The organism is Rhizobium sp. FKL33, assembly GCF_005222915.1.
GTDB lineage: Bacteria > Pseudomonadota > Alphaproteobacteria > Rhizobiales > Rhizobiaceae > Rhizobium_E.
Map to the genome: position 1 here is coordinate 88,225 of NZ_STFX01000021.1, position 16,303 is coordinate 104,527.

Sequence of the window (16,303 nt, forward strand, 5' to 3'; positions counted from 1 at the left end):
CGTCTCCTTGTCCCGCCATGATAGGCGGTCGCGTCGCGGTTCTTTTGCTGAAAGCGACGCCGCGCGTCAAACGCCGCAACGAGAAAATTGCGCCCGACGGAATGAATGTCTGGAATTTCAAGACCTTTTGATCCCGGTCGATTTCATGTAGCAATTTCCTCCCGATCCCGTTTTTGAGCGCGTCATGCCCCGAAACTTCAAGACCATCGCCTTTGCCGCCTCCGCCAGCGACGAGGCCGAGGCGGCGCGGGCCGAACTCGCCGCGCTCTACGATCATGTGTCGCTGGAGGAGGCCGACGTCGTGGTGGCGCTCGGCGGCGACGGCTTCATGCTGCAGACGCTGCACGCCATCATGGACACGGGCAAGATGGCCTATGGCATGAACCGCGGCTCCGTCGGCTTCCTGATGAATTCCTATTCGAAGGAAGGCCTGATCGAGCGCATCGAGGCTGCCGTCTGCAATGAGATCCGGCCGCTGAAAATGCAGACGATCAACGCCGATGGCGGCAAGTCTCTCGCCTATGCCATCAACGAAGTCTCGCTGTTCCGGCAATCCTATCAGGCGGCGAAGTTCAAGGTGACTGTCGATGGCCGCGAGCGGCTGGCCGAACTGATCTGCGACGGACTTCTCCTTTCCACGCCGGCCGGCTCCACCGCCTATAACTTTTCGGCCCATGGACCGATCCTGCCGCTCGAAGCGCCGCTGATCGCCATGACTCCGGTCAGCGCCTTCCGTCCCCGCCGCTGGCGCGGCGCGCTGCTGCCTGAAAAACTGACTGTCGACATCACCGTGCTCGAGCCGGACAAGCGTCCTGTCAACGCGGTCGCTGACAATACCGAGGTGAAATCGGTGATTTCCGTGCGCGTCACCCAGTCCGAGGGACGCACGACCCGGCTTCTCTCCGACCCCGATCACTCCTGGTCGGATCGAATCCTCGCCGAACAATTCATCGACTGACCTATTCCGGGCCGACGGTCGACCGATGCGCACGCTTGAGCGCCACACTGATATATCAGCAGATTTGACATCGTGAATGCGGCATGGCAGAAGCTGATATATCAATGGAACGACAACCATGTCCGAAACCGCTCCGACCGTGCTCTCCCAGAGCCGCCTCGCCTATCGCCAACTCGAAAATCTGATCGTCACGCTAAAGCTCGCGCCGGGCTCGCTGGTGACGGAAAAGCAGCTGATCGAAGAGCTCGGGCTTGGCCGCACGCCGGTGCGTGAAGCGATACAAAAGCTCGAATGGCAGGGCCTGATCGAGATCCGCCCCCGCGCCGGTCTGCAGATCGCGACGCTCAATCCGGACCATCCCGCCATGGTGCTGCAGACACGGCGGCAGTTGGAGCCGCTCGCCGCCCGGCTGATGGCTGACGTCATGACCGACGACACCCGCGCCAAGCTGATGGCCTGCGCCCGCACGATGACAGACTGCGCCGTGACCGGCGACAAGGAAGGCTTCCTCGCCGCCGACAAGGCCTTCGACGAGATCCTCGAAGAGACATGCCCCAACCCGTTTCTGTCGCAGGCGCTCGGCGCCCTGCAGACGCATTCACGTCGCTATTGGTATGCGGGCGCGACGCAGGCCTCGCTCGATCTTTCGGTCAGTCTGCATGTGCGGGTGATCAGGGCTCTGTTGCAGGGTGACGGCGGCGAGGCGGAGCGCGCTATGGCCGATCTCGTCGACGGTCTGCGTCTATAGCTCTGTTGGCAGCCGAAACCTGCCACGATGCTGCGCTACAAAACCTGAAATTTCCTCGGTTTATTGCGCCAAATCAAGTTTCAGCCAATCCCGATCGGCTATAGACAGGACCTGCCCGATGGAAAATCGCCTTGAATGGAGCGAGCAGGCCCGTTCAAGACAGATTCTCATATATTTCGGATACGATAGCGGTCGGCTTGGCGGAGCCGGAGCGCAGTCCCGATCGGGAGCAATGGGATCGGCGCGCAGGGAGACTCCGCGCCGATCCCTTTCATTTTAGGAGATGTCCGGCTTCGTCGGCAACGGCAAACAGGTCGCCGATGTCGTCCACCTCGATTTCCACCAGCCACAGATCCGGATCGAATCGCATTTCGCGGGCGATCACCTCGGCGCAGGCCTCTGGCTCGCTATCGCTCACCCGACGCTCGAATCGACGCTCTCCTGAACTTTCGCTATCGAAATAGCTTTGCGGGGCTGGGCCAAACAGCGTTTCCCGCCCATCTCGCCGTCTCTGCCGGATGAAGATCGCGCCGGCTTCAGCGGCGCCCTTGCGTTCGATGGCGGCATAGCCGCCAGCGGAGAAGATCCTGCGGGTCAAGGCGGATATGAAGAGGTCGGATGTAATGCGCATGAGAAACCCTTAGCGCAACTTGCGCAGCCATCGCAATCGCGCCTAGGTTCGCCGTTATTCCCCGGTGACGCGCTTGCGCATCCGGGTGGAGGTCGAGGAGAATTCGGGCGCCAGACGACTGAGCCCGGAGACAGCCTTCTTGATGGCGAACGCCGCCAGCGCCGCTTCGTGGCAGGCAGAGACGATCAGCGGCAGCTTGCCGGGATAAAGCGCGGCGTCGCCGATCGCATAGAGGCCCGGACATTCTGTCTCGAAGGTCGAAGGCGTTACGCAGATCGCGCCTTCCGGATCGCGCGCGCCTTCGGGCAAAGCCAATTGCATCCTGCCCTCGCCGCCGAAGAGCCCCAGTCCTGTCGCCAGGATCACGAAACTTGATGATATTTGTCGACCGTCAGCGAGCAGCAGCCGGAACTCCGCCTCGCCTCTCAGGATGGCGTCGACCCTGCAATCGTAAAGAAATGTCTGAGAAAATGGCTCTGTCTGGGCTAGAAGCCGTTCAGCGATGTCGCCCGCCAGCGCCTCGCGAAACCCGGGAACATCATAGACCGGCTTGTCGGCATAGAGCGCGGCGCATTGTCCGCCCGATCTCGCGGCGGCCTCGATCACCGTGGCGGCGACGCCATGCAATCCGAGTTGAAAAGCGGCCCAGAGCCCTGCCGGCCCTGCGCCGACGATGGCGACGCTGTCATCGGATGCAACGTCGCCCGTATCGCTCATCAGTCGACGAAAGCGCGTTCGATGACGAATTCGCCCGGCTTGTTGTTCGCGCCTTCATTGAGGCCGGCGTCGATCAGCAACTGTTTGGTTTCCTTGAGCATGGCGGCCGAGCCGCAGATCATGCCGCGATCCACGGCGGGATCGAGCGGCGGCACGCCGAGATCGGTAAACATCTTGCCCGAACGGATATTGTCGGTGATGCGGCCCTGGAAGGGATAGTCTTCGCGCGTCACGGTGGCGTAGTGCTTGAGCTTGTCGCCCACCACTTCGCTCAGGAATTCGTGATTCTTGATCTCGTCGATCAGGTCGAAGCCGTATTGCAACTCGGCCACTTCGCGCGTCGTGTGGCAGAGGATCACTTCCTCGAACTTCTCATAGGTCTCGGGGTCGCGGATCAGGCTGGCGAAGGGCGCGATGCCGGTGCCGGTCGAAAACATGTAGAGCCGCTTGCCGGGCAGCAGCGCGTCATTGACCAGCGTGCCGGTGGACTTCTTGCGCATCAGCACGGTGTCGCCGACCTTCACATTCTGGAGATGCTGGGTCAGCGGCCCTTCCGGCACCTTGATCGAGAAGAATTCGAGCTCCTCGTCCCAGGCCGGGCTGGCGATCGAATAGGCGCGATAAATAGGCTTGCCCTCGACCATCAGGCCGATCATCGCGAATTCGCCGGAGCGGAAACGGAAGTCCTGCGGCCGCGTCATACGGAATCGGAACAGCCGATCCGTGTAATGCTGGACGGCGGTCACGGTTTCGGCATAGACGCCCGCGGGAATAGCGGAAACGATTTCGGGATTGGTGGCGGGCGCGTTCATGGAGCTTCGATCCTCGGGCATACTTTCTAACTCTGGCGGGGCTGATAGACCATTCAAACCGGAACTTGAAGGTAGGGATTTCCACCAGATGCGGCTCATAGGGAAAAGGCTTTCAATCTGGCCTTTTTCGAGCACTTTCCCGGGCTATAATCCCTTTCGGCGCGTCGCGCCAGTGGGATGCGGTTGCGACGTATCGTTGCGGGAGCGCCTGATGGAAGGCGTGAGCCGATGACGCAAAAGTCCGACTGGTGCTCTGACCCAGAATTCTTTGCGCGTGAGCCGGCGGTTTCGACCGCCGGCTTCGTTGACGTGGACGCGGCTTGGGTTCATTCTTTTTGTCGAGAAAATACAAAGGGAACTCGCCATGTCCGCCAGTCTCGCGACCGTCCATCGCCACGACAACCTGCCTTTCTATGAAGAGCGCGTCGACCTCGCCTGCGCCTTCCGCTGGACCGCCCGGCTCAACATGCACGAGGCGGTGGCCAACCATTTTTCGCTCGCCGTCAACGACGACGGCAGCCAGTTTCTGATGAATCCCAACCAGAAGCATTTCTCGCTGATCTCCGCCTCCAGCATGCTTCTGCTCGACGCCAATGATCCCTCGACCATGGACCGTCCCGACGCGCCGGATCCGACAGCCTGGGGCCTGCATGGCTCGATCCATCGGCTGTTGCCGCATGCGCGCTGCGTCATGCATGTGCATTCGATCTATTCGACCGTGCTCGCCTCGCTCGCCGACAGCCGGCTGCTGCCGATCGACCAGAACTGCGCCACCTTCTTCAACCGCTATGTGATCGACAATGATTACGGCGGACTGGCGTTCGAAGACGAAGGCGCGCGCTGCGCCCGCCTGATGCAGAACCCCAAGCATCGCGTGATGATCATGGGCAATCACGGCGTGCTGGTCATCGGCGACAGCGTCGCCGACACGTTCAATCGCATGTATTATTTCGAACGCGCCGCCGAGACCTATATCAAGGCGCTTCAGACCGGCCAGAAATTGCGGGTTCTCTCCGACGAGGTCGCTGAAAAGGTCGCCGAGGAAATCGAGGATTATCCCGGCCAGTCCGAGCGGCATTTCGAGGATCTCAAGATCCTGCTGTCGCGCCAGGAACCAGACTTCCTGAATTGAGCCCCGTCTCTCTGAATTGAGCGCATCTTGCCGCGCTCATGAGAACAGCCGCCGGATCGGCCGATCCGGCGGCTGTTCTCGTTCGCGACTTTCGGCGCGGTTTACTTGCCCTGCCCGGCGATCTCGGCGAGCTGGGTCATCAGCATCGCCGCCGCCGCCATGCGCTTTTCGGGCTTGGGCAGATCGCGCGCCAGGAACAGCGAATGATCGGGGCGGATCTTGGCGAGCGTGCCCTGCCGCGAGATGAACTGCACGAGCCCGGCCGGATTGGGGAAGATCCTGTCGCGGAACACCACGACCAGCCCCTTCGGGCCCGCTTCGACCTTTTCGACATTCGCCGTGCGGCAGAGCGTCTTGATATAGACGATCTTGAGCAGATGTTCGGTTTCGGCCGGCATCGGGCCGAAGCGGTCGATCATCTCGGCTCCGAAGCCGTCGATCTCCTTGAGATCGCTGAGTTCGCCCAGGCGGCGATAGAGCTGCATGCGCAGATGCAGATCCGGCACATAGCTTTCGGGAATCATCACCGAGACGCCGGTGATGATCTGCGGCGACCAGCCGCTGTCGGTCACCTGTTCCTCGCCCTTGATCTCCAGCACCGCCTCTTCGAGCATCTGCTGATAGAGTTCGAAGCCGACTTCCTTGATATGGCCGGACTGTTCCTCGCCGAGCAGATTGCCCGCGCCGCGCAGATCGAGATCGTGGCTGGCGAGCTGGAAACCGGCGCCGAGCGTGTCGAGCGATTGCAGCACTTTGAGGCGCTTGTCGGCCATGGTCGTCAGCGTCTTGTTGACCGGCAGCGTGAACAGCGCGAAGGCGCGGACCTTGGACCGGCCGACGCGGCCGCGGATCTGGTAAAGTTGGGCAAGGCCAAACATGTCGGCGCGATGCACGATCAGCGTATTGGCCGTGGGAACGTCGAGACCGGATTCGACGATCGTCGTCGACAGCAGCACGTCATATTTGCCGTCATAGAAGGCGTTCATGATGTCGTCGAGTTCGCCCGCCGGCATCTGGCCATGCGCCACCGCCAGCTTCAGTTCCGGCACCGCCTCGCGCAGGAAGGTCTGGATCTCCTCGAGATCGGCAATGCGCGGGCAGACATAGAAGCTCTGGCCGCCGCGATAATGCTCGCGCATCAGCGTCTCGCGGATCACCAGCGGGTCGAAGGGCGAAATGAAGGTGCGCACCGCCATGCGGTCGACCGGCGGCGTGGTGATCAGCGACAATTCGCGCACGCCGGTCAGCGCCAGTTGCAAGGTGCGCGGAATCGGCGTCGCCGACAGCGTCAGCACATGCACGTCGGACTTCAGCTCCTTCAGCCGTTCCTTGTGCTTGACGCCGAAATGCTGCTCCTCGTCGACGATCAGCAGGCCGAGATTGGCGAATTTCACGCCCGAACCGAGCAGCGCATGCGTGCCGACGACGACGTCGATCTTGCCCTCCGCCAGCTCTTTCTTCGTCTCGTTCAGCTCCTTGGCCGTCACCAGACGCGAGGCCTGCCGCACCTTGAGCGGGAAGCCCTTGAGACGTTCGGAGAAAGTCTTGAAATGCTGGCGCGCCAGAAGCGTCGTCGGCACCACGACCGCGACCTGGGCGCCGTTCATGGCGGCGATGAAGGCGGCGCGCAGCGCAACTTCCGTTTTACCGAAACCGACGTCACCGCAGACGAGCCGGTCCATTGGACGGCCGGCGCCGAGATCGTCTCGGACACTGTCGATCGCGCCGGCCTGATCCTCGGTCTCGTCATAGGGGAAGCGGGCGGCGAATTCGTCATAGATGCCGTCGGGCGCGATGAGCGGCGGGGCCTGGCGCATCTGCCGTTCGGCGGCGATGCGGATCAGCCCGCCCGCCATATCAAGCAGCCGCTTCTTGAGCTTGGCCTTGCGCGCCTGCCAGGCGACGCCGCCGAGCTTGTCGAGCTGCGCCTCGGTCTGCTCAGAGCCGTAACGCGACAGGAGCTCGATGTTTTCCACCGGCAGGAAGAGCTTGTCGCCGCCGGCATATTCGAGCTGCAGGCATTCATGCGGCGCGCCGGCTGCTTCAATGGTCACCAGCCCGACGAACCGGCCAATGCCATGCTCGGCATGCACCACGATCGAACCTTCGTCGATCGACGAGGCTTCGGTGATGAAGTCGGCATTGCGCTTGCGGCGCTTGCCGCGTCGCACAAGGCGATCGCCGAGAATGTCCTGCTCGCCGATGATGATCAGTTTGCCGCATTCAAAGCCGCTTTCGAGCGACAGCACCGTGGCGCCCGCTTCGCCCGGTTTCAGCCTCATCGCGGAGTCGAGGTTCGCAACCGGAACCACGCGCTCCAGCCCATGCTCCTGCAGCACCTGCAACAGACGGTCGAGCGAGCCCTCGGTCCAGGCCGAGACGACCACCTTGTCGCCTTTGGCGCGATGATCGGCGATATGACGCACGGCGGCGTCAAACACGTTGATGCGGTCTTCGCCCTCCTGCTCGCCGGCGCGCGCCCAGCGCATGCCGGGACGGGCGGAGAGCGCCACGACCTTGCGCGCCTCGCCCTCATGCTCATTGAACGGCGTGATGCGGATCGCGCCGCGACCGCGCAACTCCAGCATCACCTGTTCGCCGGAGAGATAGAGCTGGTCCGGTGGCACGGGCTTGTAGGGCGCGCCCTGGCTCAGGCCCTTCTTGCCGGAGCCGGCGTCGAGCCGCGCCTCATAATAGTCTGAGATCAGCGTGAAGCGCTCATTGACCGATTCCTGCAGCGTGTGATCCACCGTCAGGCGGAAGCCGGCGAGATAGTCGAACAGCGTCTCCAGCTTTTCATAAAACAGCGGCAGCCAGTGCTCCATGCCGGCGAACCGCCGCCCCTCGGAGATCGCCTGATAGAGCGCGTCGTCGCGGGTGGCGGCGCCGAACAGCGTCAGATAGGCCTTGCGGAAGCGGCTGATCAGATCCGGCGTCAGCGACACTTCGCTCATCGGGTTGAGCGAAATCTGCTTGACCTGGCCCGTGGTGCGCTGGCTGGCGGGATCGAAAGTGCGGATCGTCTCCAGCGTGTCGCCGAAGAAATCCAGTCGCATCGGCTCGGCTTCGCCCGGCATGAAGAGATCGAGAATGCCGCCGCGCACGGCGAATTCGCCGACTTCGCGCACCGTGGCGACGCGCTCGAAGCCGTTCTTTTCCAGCCGGAGCGCGATCTCATCCATCTTCAGCATCTGGCCGGGCTTGGCGGAAAAGCCCATGGCCGAGATCGCGTCGCGCGGCGGCAATTTCTGCACCAGCGCATTGGCCGTCGTCAGCACGATGGCGGGATGCGGCTTGGCCTGATGCTGGATCAGCCCACTGAGCGCCGCCAGTCTCCGGGCGGAGACATCCGTTCCCGGCGATACGCGGTCATAAGGCAGGCAGTCCCAGCCCGGCAGCACCAGCACCGGAATCTCCGGCGCGTGAAATGCGATCATCTGTTCGAGATCGGCGATTTTCTGGCCATCTGAGAGGACATAGGCGATCGATCCGCCGGCGCGGGCGAGCTCGGCCAGCACCAGCGCCTCCATGCCCGGCGGCACATTGCCGATCGAAAAGCTCTTCTCGTCCGCGAGAAATTTCCGGGGATCAAAATCCGGGATCATGCAGATGTCCTTGAGAGTGCCCCGACGACTGAGATCGGTATCGGGCGGGAGAGATGGCGGAGCGGCGCAGAAAACCGGACGACGAGCCGGAAATTGTCGTCACGCCACAGGCTTGAAGGCTTCCTCGGGACGAAAGGCCAGAATGCGCTCGAACAGCGGCGTCTTGAGACGCTCGGGCATCGGCTTCTCTCCTGAAATCCACTTGAACAGATCATTGTCGTCTTCGCCGAGAACGCGCTCGAACTCGGCGAGTTCCTCGCCTTCGAGCGTCTTGAGTTCGGTGTCAGCGAACTGGCCGAGGATCAGATCCATCTCGCGGATGCCGCGATGCCAGGCGCGAAACAGGATGCGGCGGCGATGGGGATCGAGATCGGCGGTGGTCAAGGTCGTGCCAGTCATCGGCTTGGTGATCCTCTCATGATAGGAGGCCGTCTATATCCCTTGGAAACTTGCTTGTCAGCCTTGCAAATCCACCTTCGACAGCCGAAATTGCCAGCATGCGTCCCTCCATCCTCGATCCCCTGTTCGCCCCCCTCGCCGCGCTGCCCGGCATCGGAGCCAAGACCGGCGAACTCTATGCCCGGCTGCTCGGCCGCGAGAGCCTGGAGGACTGCCGGATCATCGATCTCCTGTTCCATGTGCCGCATAGCCTGATCGACCGTCGCAAACAGCCCGGCATCGCGCTCGCGCCCCAAGGCGCCATCGTCACCGTCACCGCCCGCGTCGACCGCCACCAGCCGCCGCCCAAGGGGCAGTCGAACCAGCCCTATCGAGTGTTCCTGCAGGATGATACGGGCGAACTCGCGCTGGTGTTCTTTCGCGCCAAGGGAAACTGGCTGGAAAAATCGCTGCCCATCGATGAGACCGTGATGGTGAGCGGCAAGGTCGACTGGTTCAACGGTCGGCCCTCGATGGTCCACCCCGATCACATGGCGCGACTGTCAGAAGGCGAGAAGCTGCCGCTGGTCGAGCCCGTCTACGGCCTGACGGCGGGCCTGTCGCCCAAGGTGTTGCGCAAGACCATCGATGCCGCGATCTCCCGCGTGCCGGCTCTGCCGGAATGGCTGGACGAGTCTCTCATCCAGAAACAGGGTTTTCTGCCGACCTCGGAGGCGCTGCGCCTGATCCATCATCCACGCGACGAGCACGACATCGATCCACAGGCGCCAGTGCGGCGAAGGCTCGCCTATGACGAATTCCTCGCCGGCCAGGTGTCGCTCGCGCTGGTGCGGTCGAAGCTAAGAAAGGCGCCGGGCGTGCCGGTGAAGCCGACCGGTGTTCTGTCGTCCCAGGTGCTCTCGGCCCTGCCCTTTTCTCTGACCGGCAGCCAGACCGCGGCGATCGCAGACGTCCTCAAGGATATGGCCGGCGAAGACCGCATGCTCCGGCTGCTGCAGGGCGATGTCGGCTCGGGCAAAACCGTGGTGGCGCTGATGTCGATGCTGGCGGCGGTCGAGGCCGGCGGCCAGGCCGTGCTGATGGCGCCGACGGAAATTCTCGCCCGTCAGCATCACGCCACGATCAGCCAGATGGCGCGCATGGCGGGCCTCGGGATCGAAATTCTCACCGGCCGCACCAAGGGCCGCGAACGCGAGGAGATCCTGGCCCGCATCGCCTCCGGCGAGGCAAACATCGTCATCGGCACGCATGCGCTGTTTCAGGATACGGTCAATTACGCCAATCTGCTGCTGGCCGTCGTCGACGAGCAGCACCGCTTCGGCGTCCATCAGCGCCTCCGGCTCACCGCCAAGGGCGTGTCGCCGCATATGCTGGTGATGACGGCGACTCCCATTCCGCGAACCCTCGTGCTCGCCGCCTTCGGCGACATGGACGTCTCCAAGCTCACCGACAAGCCGGCTGGCCGCAAGCCGATCCAGACGGTGATCGTGCCGGGCGAACGCATCGGCGACATCATCGCCCGCATGCGCGCCGCCGTCACCGAGGGCAAGAAGATCTACTGGATCTGCCCGCTCGTCGAGGAAGACGAGGAAAGCGAGTTGATGAGCGTGGAGGAGCGCCACGCGGTGCTCGCGAAAAACTTCGGCGCGCAAGCGGCGCTGATCCATGGCCGCATGAGCGGGCCGGAAAAAGACTCGGTGATGATGGGCTTCAAGAATGGCGAGACCCGGCTTCTGGTGGCGACCACCGTCATCGAAGTTGGCGTCGACGTGCCGGACGCCACGATCATGGTGATCGAGCACGCCGAACGCTTCGGGCTGGCGCAGTTGCACCAGTTGCGCGGCCGCGTCGGGCGCGGATCGGAAGCCTCGAGCTGCATTCTGGTCTACAAGGGCAAGCTGAGCCAGAATGGCGAGGCGCGACTGAAAATCATGCGCGAGACCGAAGACGGTTTCGTGATCGCCGAAGAGGATCTGCGCCTGCGCGGCGAAGGCGAATTGTTGGGCACCCGCCAATCGGGAACGCCTGGCTTCGCCATCGCCAGCCTGGAGGCGCATGGCGATCTGCTCGAAATCGCCCGCAAGGACGCGCATTATCTCTTGGACCGAGATCCGGATCTGTCGTCACCGCGTGGCGAGGCCGTGAGGACGCTGCTCTATCTCTTCCGGCGCGACGAGGCGATCCGGTTTCTGCATGCCGGCTGATCAGCCGTCGAGGGCTGCGCCCTTCGGCTTCCAGTCCGGGGGGATCAGGCCCGCCGAAATCAACAGCTTGGCGGCGTCTTCGGGGCTCATGTCGAGTTCGATGACTTTGGAGCGTTCGACATAGATGAGAAACCCGGCGGTCGGCACCGGCGTCGGCGGCAGGAACACCGCCACCATATCCTTTAATCCCTTTTCCGCGAAACGATGGCCGAGCTCGCCGCGCACATCGGCGGCGATGAACACCATCGCCCAGCTTCCAGGCCCCGGAAATTCGATCATGCCGACTTTCTTGAACGAGGTGCTGCGCTCGGCGAACACCGTCTCGAACAGCTGCTTCAGCGCCTTGTAGAGCGAGCGGACCAGCGGCGTGCGGTCCATGATCGATTCGCCGAATTCGACGATCGAGCGGCCGATCAGATTCTTGGCGAAAGTGCCGATCAGCGTGATCATGATCACCGCGATCAGCAGGCCAAAGCCGGGAATGGCGAATTTGATGTAGTTTTCGGGGTTGTAGCGGTAGGGGATATAGGGTTTGACCCAGCTGTCGGCCCAATGGATCAGCGTCCAGGTCAGCCAGATGGTGATCGCGATCGGCGCGCAGATGATCAGGCCCGTCAGAAAATTGTTGCGGAGCCGCACGCCGAAAGTCGGCTTATGCGGCGCGGGGTCTGGCGTATGAGGATCCTGGGTCATCAGGTCCCCTGTTTAACGCGACTTTTCCGCGCCGCACAAGATTTTTATGATCACTCGACCGTGACCGACTTGGCGAGGTTTCTGGGTTGGTCGACATCCGTGCCCATAAACACGGCGGTGTGATAGGCGAGCAGCTGGATCGGCAGCGAAAAGATCATCGGATGGATCGCCTCGTCCATATCCGGCAGCACGATCGTCGCCATAGTCTTGAGATCGCTCGCCTTGGCGCCCTTCTCGTCGGTCACGAAGATGATCTTGCCGCCGCGCGCCGCCACTTCCTGCATGTTGGACACGGTCTTCTCGAAGAAGCGGTCATGCGGGGCGATCACGATCACCGGCATGGTTTCGTCGATCAGCGCGATCGGTCCATGCTTGAGTTCGCCGGCCGCATAGCCTTCGGCATGGATATAGGAGATTTCCTTGAGCTTCAGCGCGCCTTCGAGCGCAATCGGATAGCTGGTGCCGCGACCGAGATAAAGCACATGCTTGAATTTCGTGAGATCCCGGGCCAGCGTCTCTATCTGGGGCTGGATACGGTTGAGGACCGCGCTCATGATGCGCGGCATTTCTGCGAGATGACCGACCAGCGCCCGTTCCTCGGTCTCCGTGAGCGTCCCGCGCTGGCGGCCGGCGCGGATGGCGAGCGCGGCCAGCGCCGTCAACTGGCAGGTGAAGGCCTTGGTCGAGGCGACGCCGATCTCGGGGCCGGCAAGGATCGGAAACACCGCATCGGCTTCGCGCGCGATGGTCGATTCCTTGACATTCACGACCGCGCCGATCGACAGTCCCTGCTCCCGGCAATAGCGCAGCGACGCCAGCGTATCCGCCGTTTCGCCCGATTGCGAAATGAACAGAGCCGCCGATCCCTCGCTGAGCGGCGCGTCGCGATAGCGGAATTCCGAGGCGACGTCGATTTCCACCGGCAGCCGCGCATAGCGCTCGAACCAGTATTTCGACGTCAAGCCCGCGAGATAGGCGGTGCCGCAGGCGGTGATCGCCAGGCTGTTGAGCCTGGCGAAGTCGATGCCGTCATTCAGCTCGCGCACGCCGCCTTCAGTGAAATCGATATAGTGGCCGAGCGCATGCGACACGGCTTCCGGCTGCTCATAGATTTCCTTTTCCATGAAGTGACGATGATTGCCCTTGTCGATCAGATAGGCGCTTGCCGAGGAGATGCGGATCGGCCGCGATACCGGATTGCCGTCGAGATCGAAAATATGCGCGCCGCCCGCGCCCAGCACCGCCCAGTCGCCGTCTTCGAGATAGGCGATGCGATTGGTGAAGGGCGACAGCGCAATGGCGTCGGAACCCAGGAACATCTCCTTGTCGCCATAGCCAATGGCGAGCGGCGGCCCCGAGCGCGCCGCCATGATGGTCGAGGGATCATCCTGAAAGATCACCGCCAGCGCATAGGCGCCGGTCACACGGCGGAGCATGGCGTGCATCGCTTCACGGCGGCCCATCCCGTCACGACGGAATTTCGCCAGCAATTGCGCGGCGACCTCAGTGTCGGTCTGGGTCTGGAAGACTACGCCTTCGGCAGCAAGCTCCTTCTTGATCTCGGAAAAATTCTCGATGATGCCGTTGTGAACCACGGCGACGCCGTCGACGAAATGCGGATGCGCATTGGTTTCCGTCGGCGCGCCATGCGTCGCCCAACGGGTATGCGCAATGCCGATTTTGCCGGCCAGCGGCTCAGCCGCCAGCTTCTGTTCGAGATTGACGAGCTTGCCTTCCGCGCGGCGTCGTTCCAGCCTGTTGTCATGGATCGTGGCGACGCCTGCGGAATCATAGCCGCGATATTCCAGCCGCTTCAGCGCATCCACCAGCCGCGCCGCCACCGGCTCCACGCCCACGATCCCGACAATCCCGCACATATTCCGCTCCTGCCTGCAGTCACTCTGAAATTGGTCTCTACCAATTTCCGATTTCATGCTGCGACTTGTGGCCGGATTTTTGGCGCGCGGCAACGCCCCGCGCATCAAATTCGGTTTCGTGCGTTAACGAGCGAGCGAAATTACGTTGCAAACGAAACGATTACGGGGGTGGGTTGGTAGCGACGTATCAGAAGCGTTTCGCAGATATCCTGCACGTGCAAGCTCGACCTTGTTGAGTCACATCAAAACGGTGTGTTAGAATGGCTATGCAGCAGCCAAACAAAAGCTATAGGGTTTTACGCATGAATATGCAGGCCATGGCTAGACCTGAGTCAAGCACATGCTCCCCCCATTCCAGGGTCTCATAGCCCATAGCCGTGTAAAAGGGATGCGCCGTGACCGATGAATGCAGGCGCAGTTCCTTAATTCCTCTCTCTTTTGCAGCGTGTTCAAGCTGCGTGACCAGGGCTTTTCCGACACCTTGGCGAGCCGCGTTCGGGGCAACGTAACATGCCCGCAACTCTTCATTCGCGATGACAATTGCGGCAAAGCCTACGAGTTCCCTTTGGTAAAACGCCACGAAACGCAACTCACCTTCGGGATTGGCGTTAAACTTAGCCACCGACTTTTCTGTTACTGGCAACGGTGCCCAATGCGCCACAATCTCGGCAGAGTAGTCGCGCGCGGCTGTCATGCGCACGGCTGAATGGTGAGCTTCTAGCGCATCGCGCGCATCGTCTGGCCTGATGGGTCGAATTACCAAAGTCATACAATAAAGGTAGCACGTCCTGCGGGGCTGGTCATATGTAGGTTTTCTGTTCTGTTACTATTCAGCCCCTTGTTCGGTTGAACGGTGAATGTTTGCGACGGAGAAAGCAGCAGCGCCTGGACCAGGGGCGTGACCGGGGGAGTCGGGCTCCCCCGGCTGTGGCGACAGCCTCGCCGTCCAACAGGAGGTTATGCGATGAGGCAATTGCCATACAGCATAACGCTTACTCTTAGAAGAAGCCGGAGCGGCTGGTCCTTGTCTCTCCGGATCTCATATAGGAAGTGAGTCCCGGCAGGCGGAGTTCGCGCTCCGCCTGCCACTCCTGAAAATACGCGACTTCAGGCATGGTTGCAAGGTCAGCCCTTGCTCGCCGCCTTCTTCGCCTTCTTGATCGCCTCGTTGCGCGCCATGATCTCGCGGCCATAGCCTTCCTTGGTCACCTGCCGGGCGCGGCCGAAGGCGGCGGCCCCGTCCGGTACATTTTCGGTGATGACGCTGCCTGACGCGGTCAGTGCGCCCTCACCCACGCTGACCGGCGCGACCAGGGAGCTGTTGGAGCCGATGAAGGCGTCGGCGCCGATGCGGGTCTCGTATTTGTTGAAGCCGTCATAGTTGCAGGTGATCGTGCCGGCGCCGATATTGGCGCGCGCGCCGACCACGGCGTCGCCGATATAGCTGAGATGGTTGACCTTGGCGCCCTCGCCGATCTCAGCTTTCTTCACCTCGCAGAAATTGCCGACCTTGGCGTTGGCGAGCAGCTTCGCCTCCGGCCGCAGCCGCGCGAAGGGTCCAACGGACGCGCCGGAGGAAATATAGGCGCCTTCGATATGCGAGAAGGCGTGGATGACCACATTGGCCTCCACCGTCACGCCCGGCCCGAAGATCACATTCGGCTCGATCGTCACGTCCTGGCCGATCACCGTGTCATAGGAGAGAAACACCGTTTCGGGCGCAATCATCGTCACGCCCGACACCATCAGCTCCCGCCGCTTGCGCTTCTGCCAGATGGCTTCGAGGTCTGCGAGTTCGGCGCGATTGTTGCAGCCCGCAGCCATCTCAAAGGAGGCTTCGACGGTAGCCGCCTTGCCGCCCTCGGCGCGGACGATCTCGACGAGGTCGGTGAGATAGTATTCGCCCTTCACATTGGCGTTGCCGATCTTGCGCAACAGCGAAGCGGCCTTCGCGCCATTGATCGCCATCAGGCCGGAATTGCAGAAATCGATCTGCCGTTCCTCGTCGGTCGCATCCTTTTCTTCGCGGATGGCGACAAGTTCGCCGTCCTTTTCGAGCAATCGCCCATAGCCGGTCGGCGACGGCGTCCGGAAACCGATGATGGCGAGATCATAGCCTTCGGTGAGTTTGGCGCGCGCGGCGGCCAACGGCCCCGCCTCGATCAGCGGCGCATCGCCATAGGCCACCAGCACCGCGTCATAGCCGGCCTCGATTTCGCTCGCCGCCATCAGCACGGCATGTCCCGTGCCCAGGCGCTGCGTCTGTTCGAATACAGTCACCGGCAGCTTGCCGGTTGACGCCGCTGCGGCAACGGCGTCGCCGTCACGTCCGACGATGAGGGCGATCTTGTCGGCGCCGCTTTCATCCAGCGCCGCCACCACATGCGAAATCATCGGCCGGTTCCCGATCGTGTGCAGCACCTTCGACTTGGCCGATTTCATCCGCGTGCTGTCGCCCGCCGCCAGAACCACGGCCAGAACTTTTCCCGACATTCCGAATCTCCCTCTTTTGTTTGGTCATTGAAAT

Annotated in this window: 13 protein-coding genes; 4 read left to right on the top strand and 9 right to left on the bottom strand. The window is 62.2% G+C overall.

Going from position 1 to position 16,303, the window contains the following annotated elements; translation table 11 throughout:
* The first annotated feature begins 184 nt into the window (after positions 1-184).
* A complete protein-coding gene (locus E8Q41_RS13625) occupies positions 185-958 on the top strand; it encodes an NAD kinase (protein ID WP_137156094.1) in 774 nt (257 codons plus the stop codon).
* Between the two features lie 118 nt (positions 959-1,076).
* On the top strand, positions 1,077-1,706 hold the full coding sequence (locus E8Q41_RS13630) for a GntR family transcriptional regulator (protein WP_137156095.1): 630 nt from the start codon (positions 1,077-1,079) through the stop codon (positions 1,704-1,706).
* Between the two features lie 271 nt (positions 1,707-1,977).
* On the opposite strand, the gene E8Q41_RS13635 is transcribed toward E8Q41_RS13630, so the two are convergent.
* From E8Q41_RS13635 to E8Q41_RS13645, 3 genes are read right to left on the bottom strand one after another with little or no spacing between them, the layout of a single operon-like run.
* Complete coding sequence (locus E8Q41_RS13635) at positions 1,978-2,337, bottom strand: DUF1491 family protein (protein ID WP_137156096.1); 360 nt, start codon at positions 2,335-2,337, stop codon at positions 1,978-1,980.
* A gap of 54 nt (positions 2,338-2,391) precedes the next feature.
* Positions 2,392-3,054, bottom strand: a complete 663-nt coding sequence (locus E8Q41_RS13640; RefSeq protein WP_137156097.1) for an FAD-dependent oxidoreductase — start codon at positions 3,052-3,054, stop codon at positions 2,392-2,394.
* On the bottom strand, positions 3,054-3,866 hold the full coding sequence (locus E8Q41_RS13645; protein ID WP_137156098.1) for a ferredoxin--NADP reductase: 813 nt from the start codon (positions 3,864-3,866) through the stop codon (positions 3,054-3,056). The genes E8Q41_RS13640 and E8Q41_RS13645 overlap by 1 nt, the downstream gene beginning before the upstream one ends.
* A gap of 364 nt (positions 3,867-4,230) precedes the next feature.
* On the opposite strand from E8Q41_RS13645, the gene E8Q41_RS13650 reads away from it, so the two are divergent.
* Positions 4,231-4,998, top strand: a complete 768-nt coding sequence (locus tag E8Q41_RS13650; protein ID WP_137156099.1) for a class II aldolase and adducin N-terminal domain-containing protein — start codon at positions 4,231-4,233, stop codon at positions 4,996-4,998.
* Positions 4,999-5,099: 101 nt separating this feature from the next.
* On the opposite strand, the gene mfd is transcribed toward E8Q41_RS13650, so the two are convergent.
* Both mfd and E8Q41_RS13660 read right to left on the bottom strand, forming a co-directional pair.
* The gene (gene mfd, locus E8Q41_RS13655; protein ID WP_137156100.1) at positions 5,100-8,603 is read right to left on the bottom strand and encodes a transcription-repair coupling factor; all 3,504 of its coding nucleotides are present in this window, start codon (positions 8,601-8,603) and stop codon (positions 5,100-5,102) included.
* A 99-nt stretch (positions 8,604-8,702) separates the two neighbouring features.
* Entirely contained in the window at positions 8,703-9,002 is a 300-nt protein-coding gene (locus E8Q41_RS13660; protein ID WP_137156101.1) for a succinate dehydrogenase assembly factor 2, read from the bottom strand.
* Between the two features lie 98 nt (positions 9,003-9,100).
* On the opposite strand from E8Q41_RS13660, the gene recG reads away from it, so the two are divergent.
* Positions 9,101-11,206, top strand: coding sequence for an ATP-dependent DNA helicase RecG (recG, locus tag E8Q41_RS13665; RefSeq protein WP_137156102.1), 2,106 nt, complete (start codon positions 9,101-9,103; stop codon positions 11,204-11,206).
* Here recG and E8Q41_RS13670 read toward each other — a convergent pair whose 3' ends face one another.
* The 4 genes from E8Q41_RS13670 to glmU form a co-directional block, all read right to left on the bottom strand.
* On the bottom strand, positions 11,207-11,899 hold the full coding sequence (locus E8Q41_RS13670; protein ID WP_137156103.1) for a DUF502 domain-containing protein: 693 nt from the start codon (positions 11,897-11,899) through the stop codon (positions 11,207-11,209). It abuts the gene before it with no gap.
* A gap of 50 nt (positions 11,900-11,949) precedes the next feature.
* Positions 11,950-13,776: a glutamine--fructose-6-phosphate transaminase (isomerizing) gene (glmS, locus tag E8Q41_RS13675; protein WP_137156104.1), complete on the bottom strand. Its 1,827-nt coding sequence runs from the start codon at positions 13,774-13,776 to the stop codon at positions 11,950-11,952.
* A 286-nt stretch (positions 13,777-14,062) separates the two neighbouring features.
* Positions 14,063-14,470, bottom strand: a complete 408-nt coding sequence (locus E8Q41_RS13680) for a GNAT family N-acetyltransferase (protein WP_170976478.1) — start codon at positions 14,468-14,470, stop codon at positions 14,063-14,065.
* Between the two features lie 431 nt (positions 14,471-14,901).
* Complete coding sequence (glmU, locus tag E8Q41_RS13685) at positions 14,902-16,269, bottom strand: bifunctional UDP-N-acetylglucosamine diphosphorylase/glucosamine-1-phosphate N-acetyltransferase GlmU (RefSeq protein ID WP_137156106.1); 1,368 nt, start codon at positions 16,267-16,269, stop codon at positions 14,902-14,904.
* Between the last annotated feature and the right edge of the window lie 34 nt (positions 16,270-16,303).

What these genes read in the sequence shown, in the direction of transcription:
- recG (WP_137156102.1), top strand. Translation starts at nt 9,101, where the DNA reads ATGCGTCCCTCCATCCTCGATCCCCTGTTCGCCCCCCTCGCCGCGCTG.
- E8Q41_RS13660 (WP_137156101.1), bottom strand. Translation starts at nt 9,002, where the DNA reads ATGACTGGCACGACCTTGACCACCGCCGATCTCGATCCCCATCGCCGC.
- mfd (WP_137156100.1), bottom strand. Translation starts at nt 8,603, where the DNA reads ATGATCCCGGATTTTGATCCCCGGAAATTTCTCGCGGACGAGAAGAGC.
- E8Q41_RS13630 (WP_137156095.1), top strand. Translation starts at nt 1,077, where the DNA reads ATGTCCGAAACCGCTCCGACCGTGCTCTCCCAGAGCCGCCTCGCCTAT.
- E8Q41_RS13650 (WP_137156099.1), top strand. Translation starts at nt 4,231, where the DNA reads ATGTCCGCCAGTCTCGCGACCGTCCATCGCCACGACAACCTGCCTTTC.
- E8Q41_RS13635 (WP_137156096.1), bottom strand. Translation starts at nt 2,337, where the DNA reads ATGCGCATTACATCCGACCTCTTCATATCCGCCTTGACCCGCAGGATC.
- E8Q41_RS13680 (WP_170976478.1), bottom strand. Translation starts at nt 14,470, where the DNA reads ATGACAGCCGCGCGCGACTACTCTGCCGAGATTGTGGCGCATTGGGCA.
- E8Q41_RS13670 (WP_137156103.1), bottom strand. Translation starts at nt 11,899, where the DNA reads ATGACCCAGGATCCTCATACGCCAGACCCCGCGCCGCATAAGCCGACT.
- glmS (WP_137156104.1), bottom strand. Translation starts at nt 13,776, where the DNA reads ATGTGCGGGATTGTCGGGATCGTGGGCGTGGAGCCGGTGGCGGCGCGG.
- E8Q41_RS13640 (WP_137156097.1), bottom strand. Translation starts at nt 3,054, where the DNA reads ATGAGCGATACGGGCGACGTTGCATCCGATGACAGCGTCGCCATCGTC.
- E8Q41_RS13625 (WP_137156094.1), top strand. Translation starts at nt 185, where the DNA reads ATGCCCCGAAACTTCAAGACCATCGCCTTTGCCGCCTCCGCCAGCGAC.
- glmU (WP_137156106.1), bottom strand. Translation starts at nt 16,269, where the DNA reads ATGTCGGGAAAAGTTCTGGCCGTGGTTCTGGCGGCGGGCGACAGCACG.
- E8Q41_RS13645 (WP_137156098.1), bottom strand. Translation starts at nt 3,866, where the DNA reads ATGAACGCGCCCGCCACCAATCCCGAAATCGTTTCCGCTATTCCCGCG.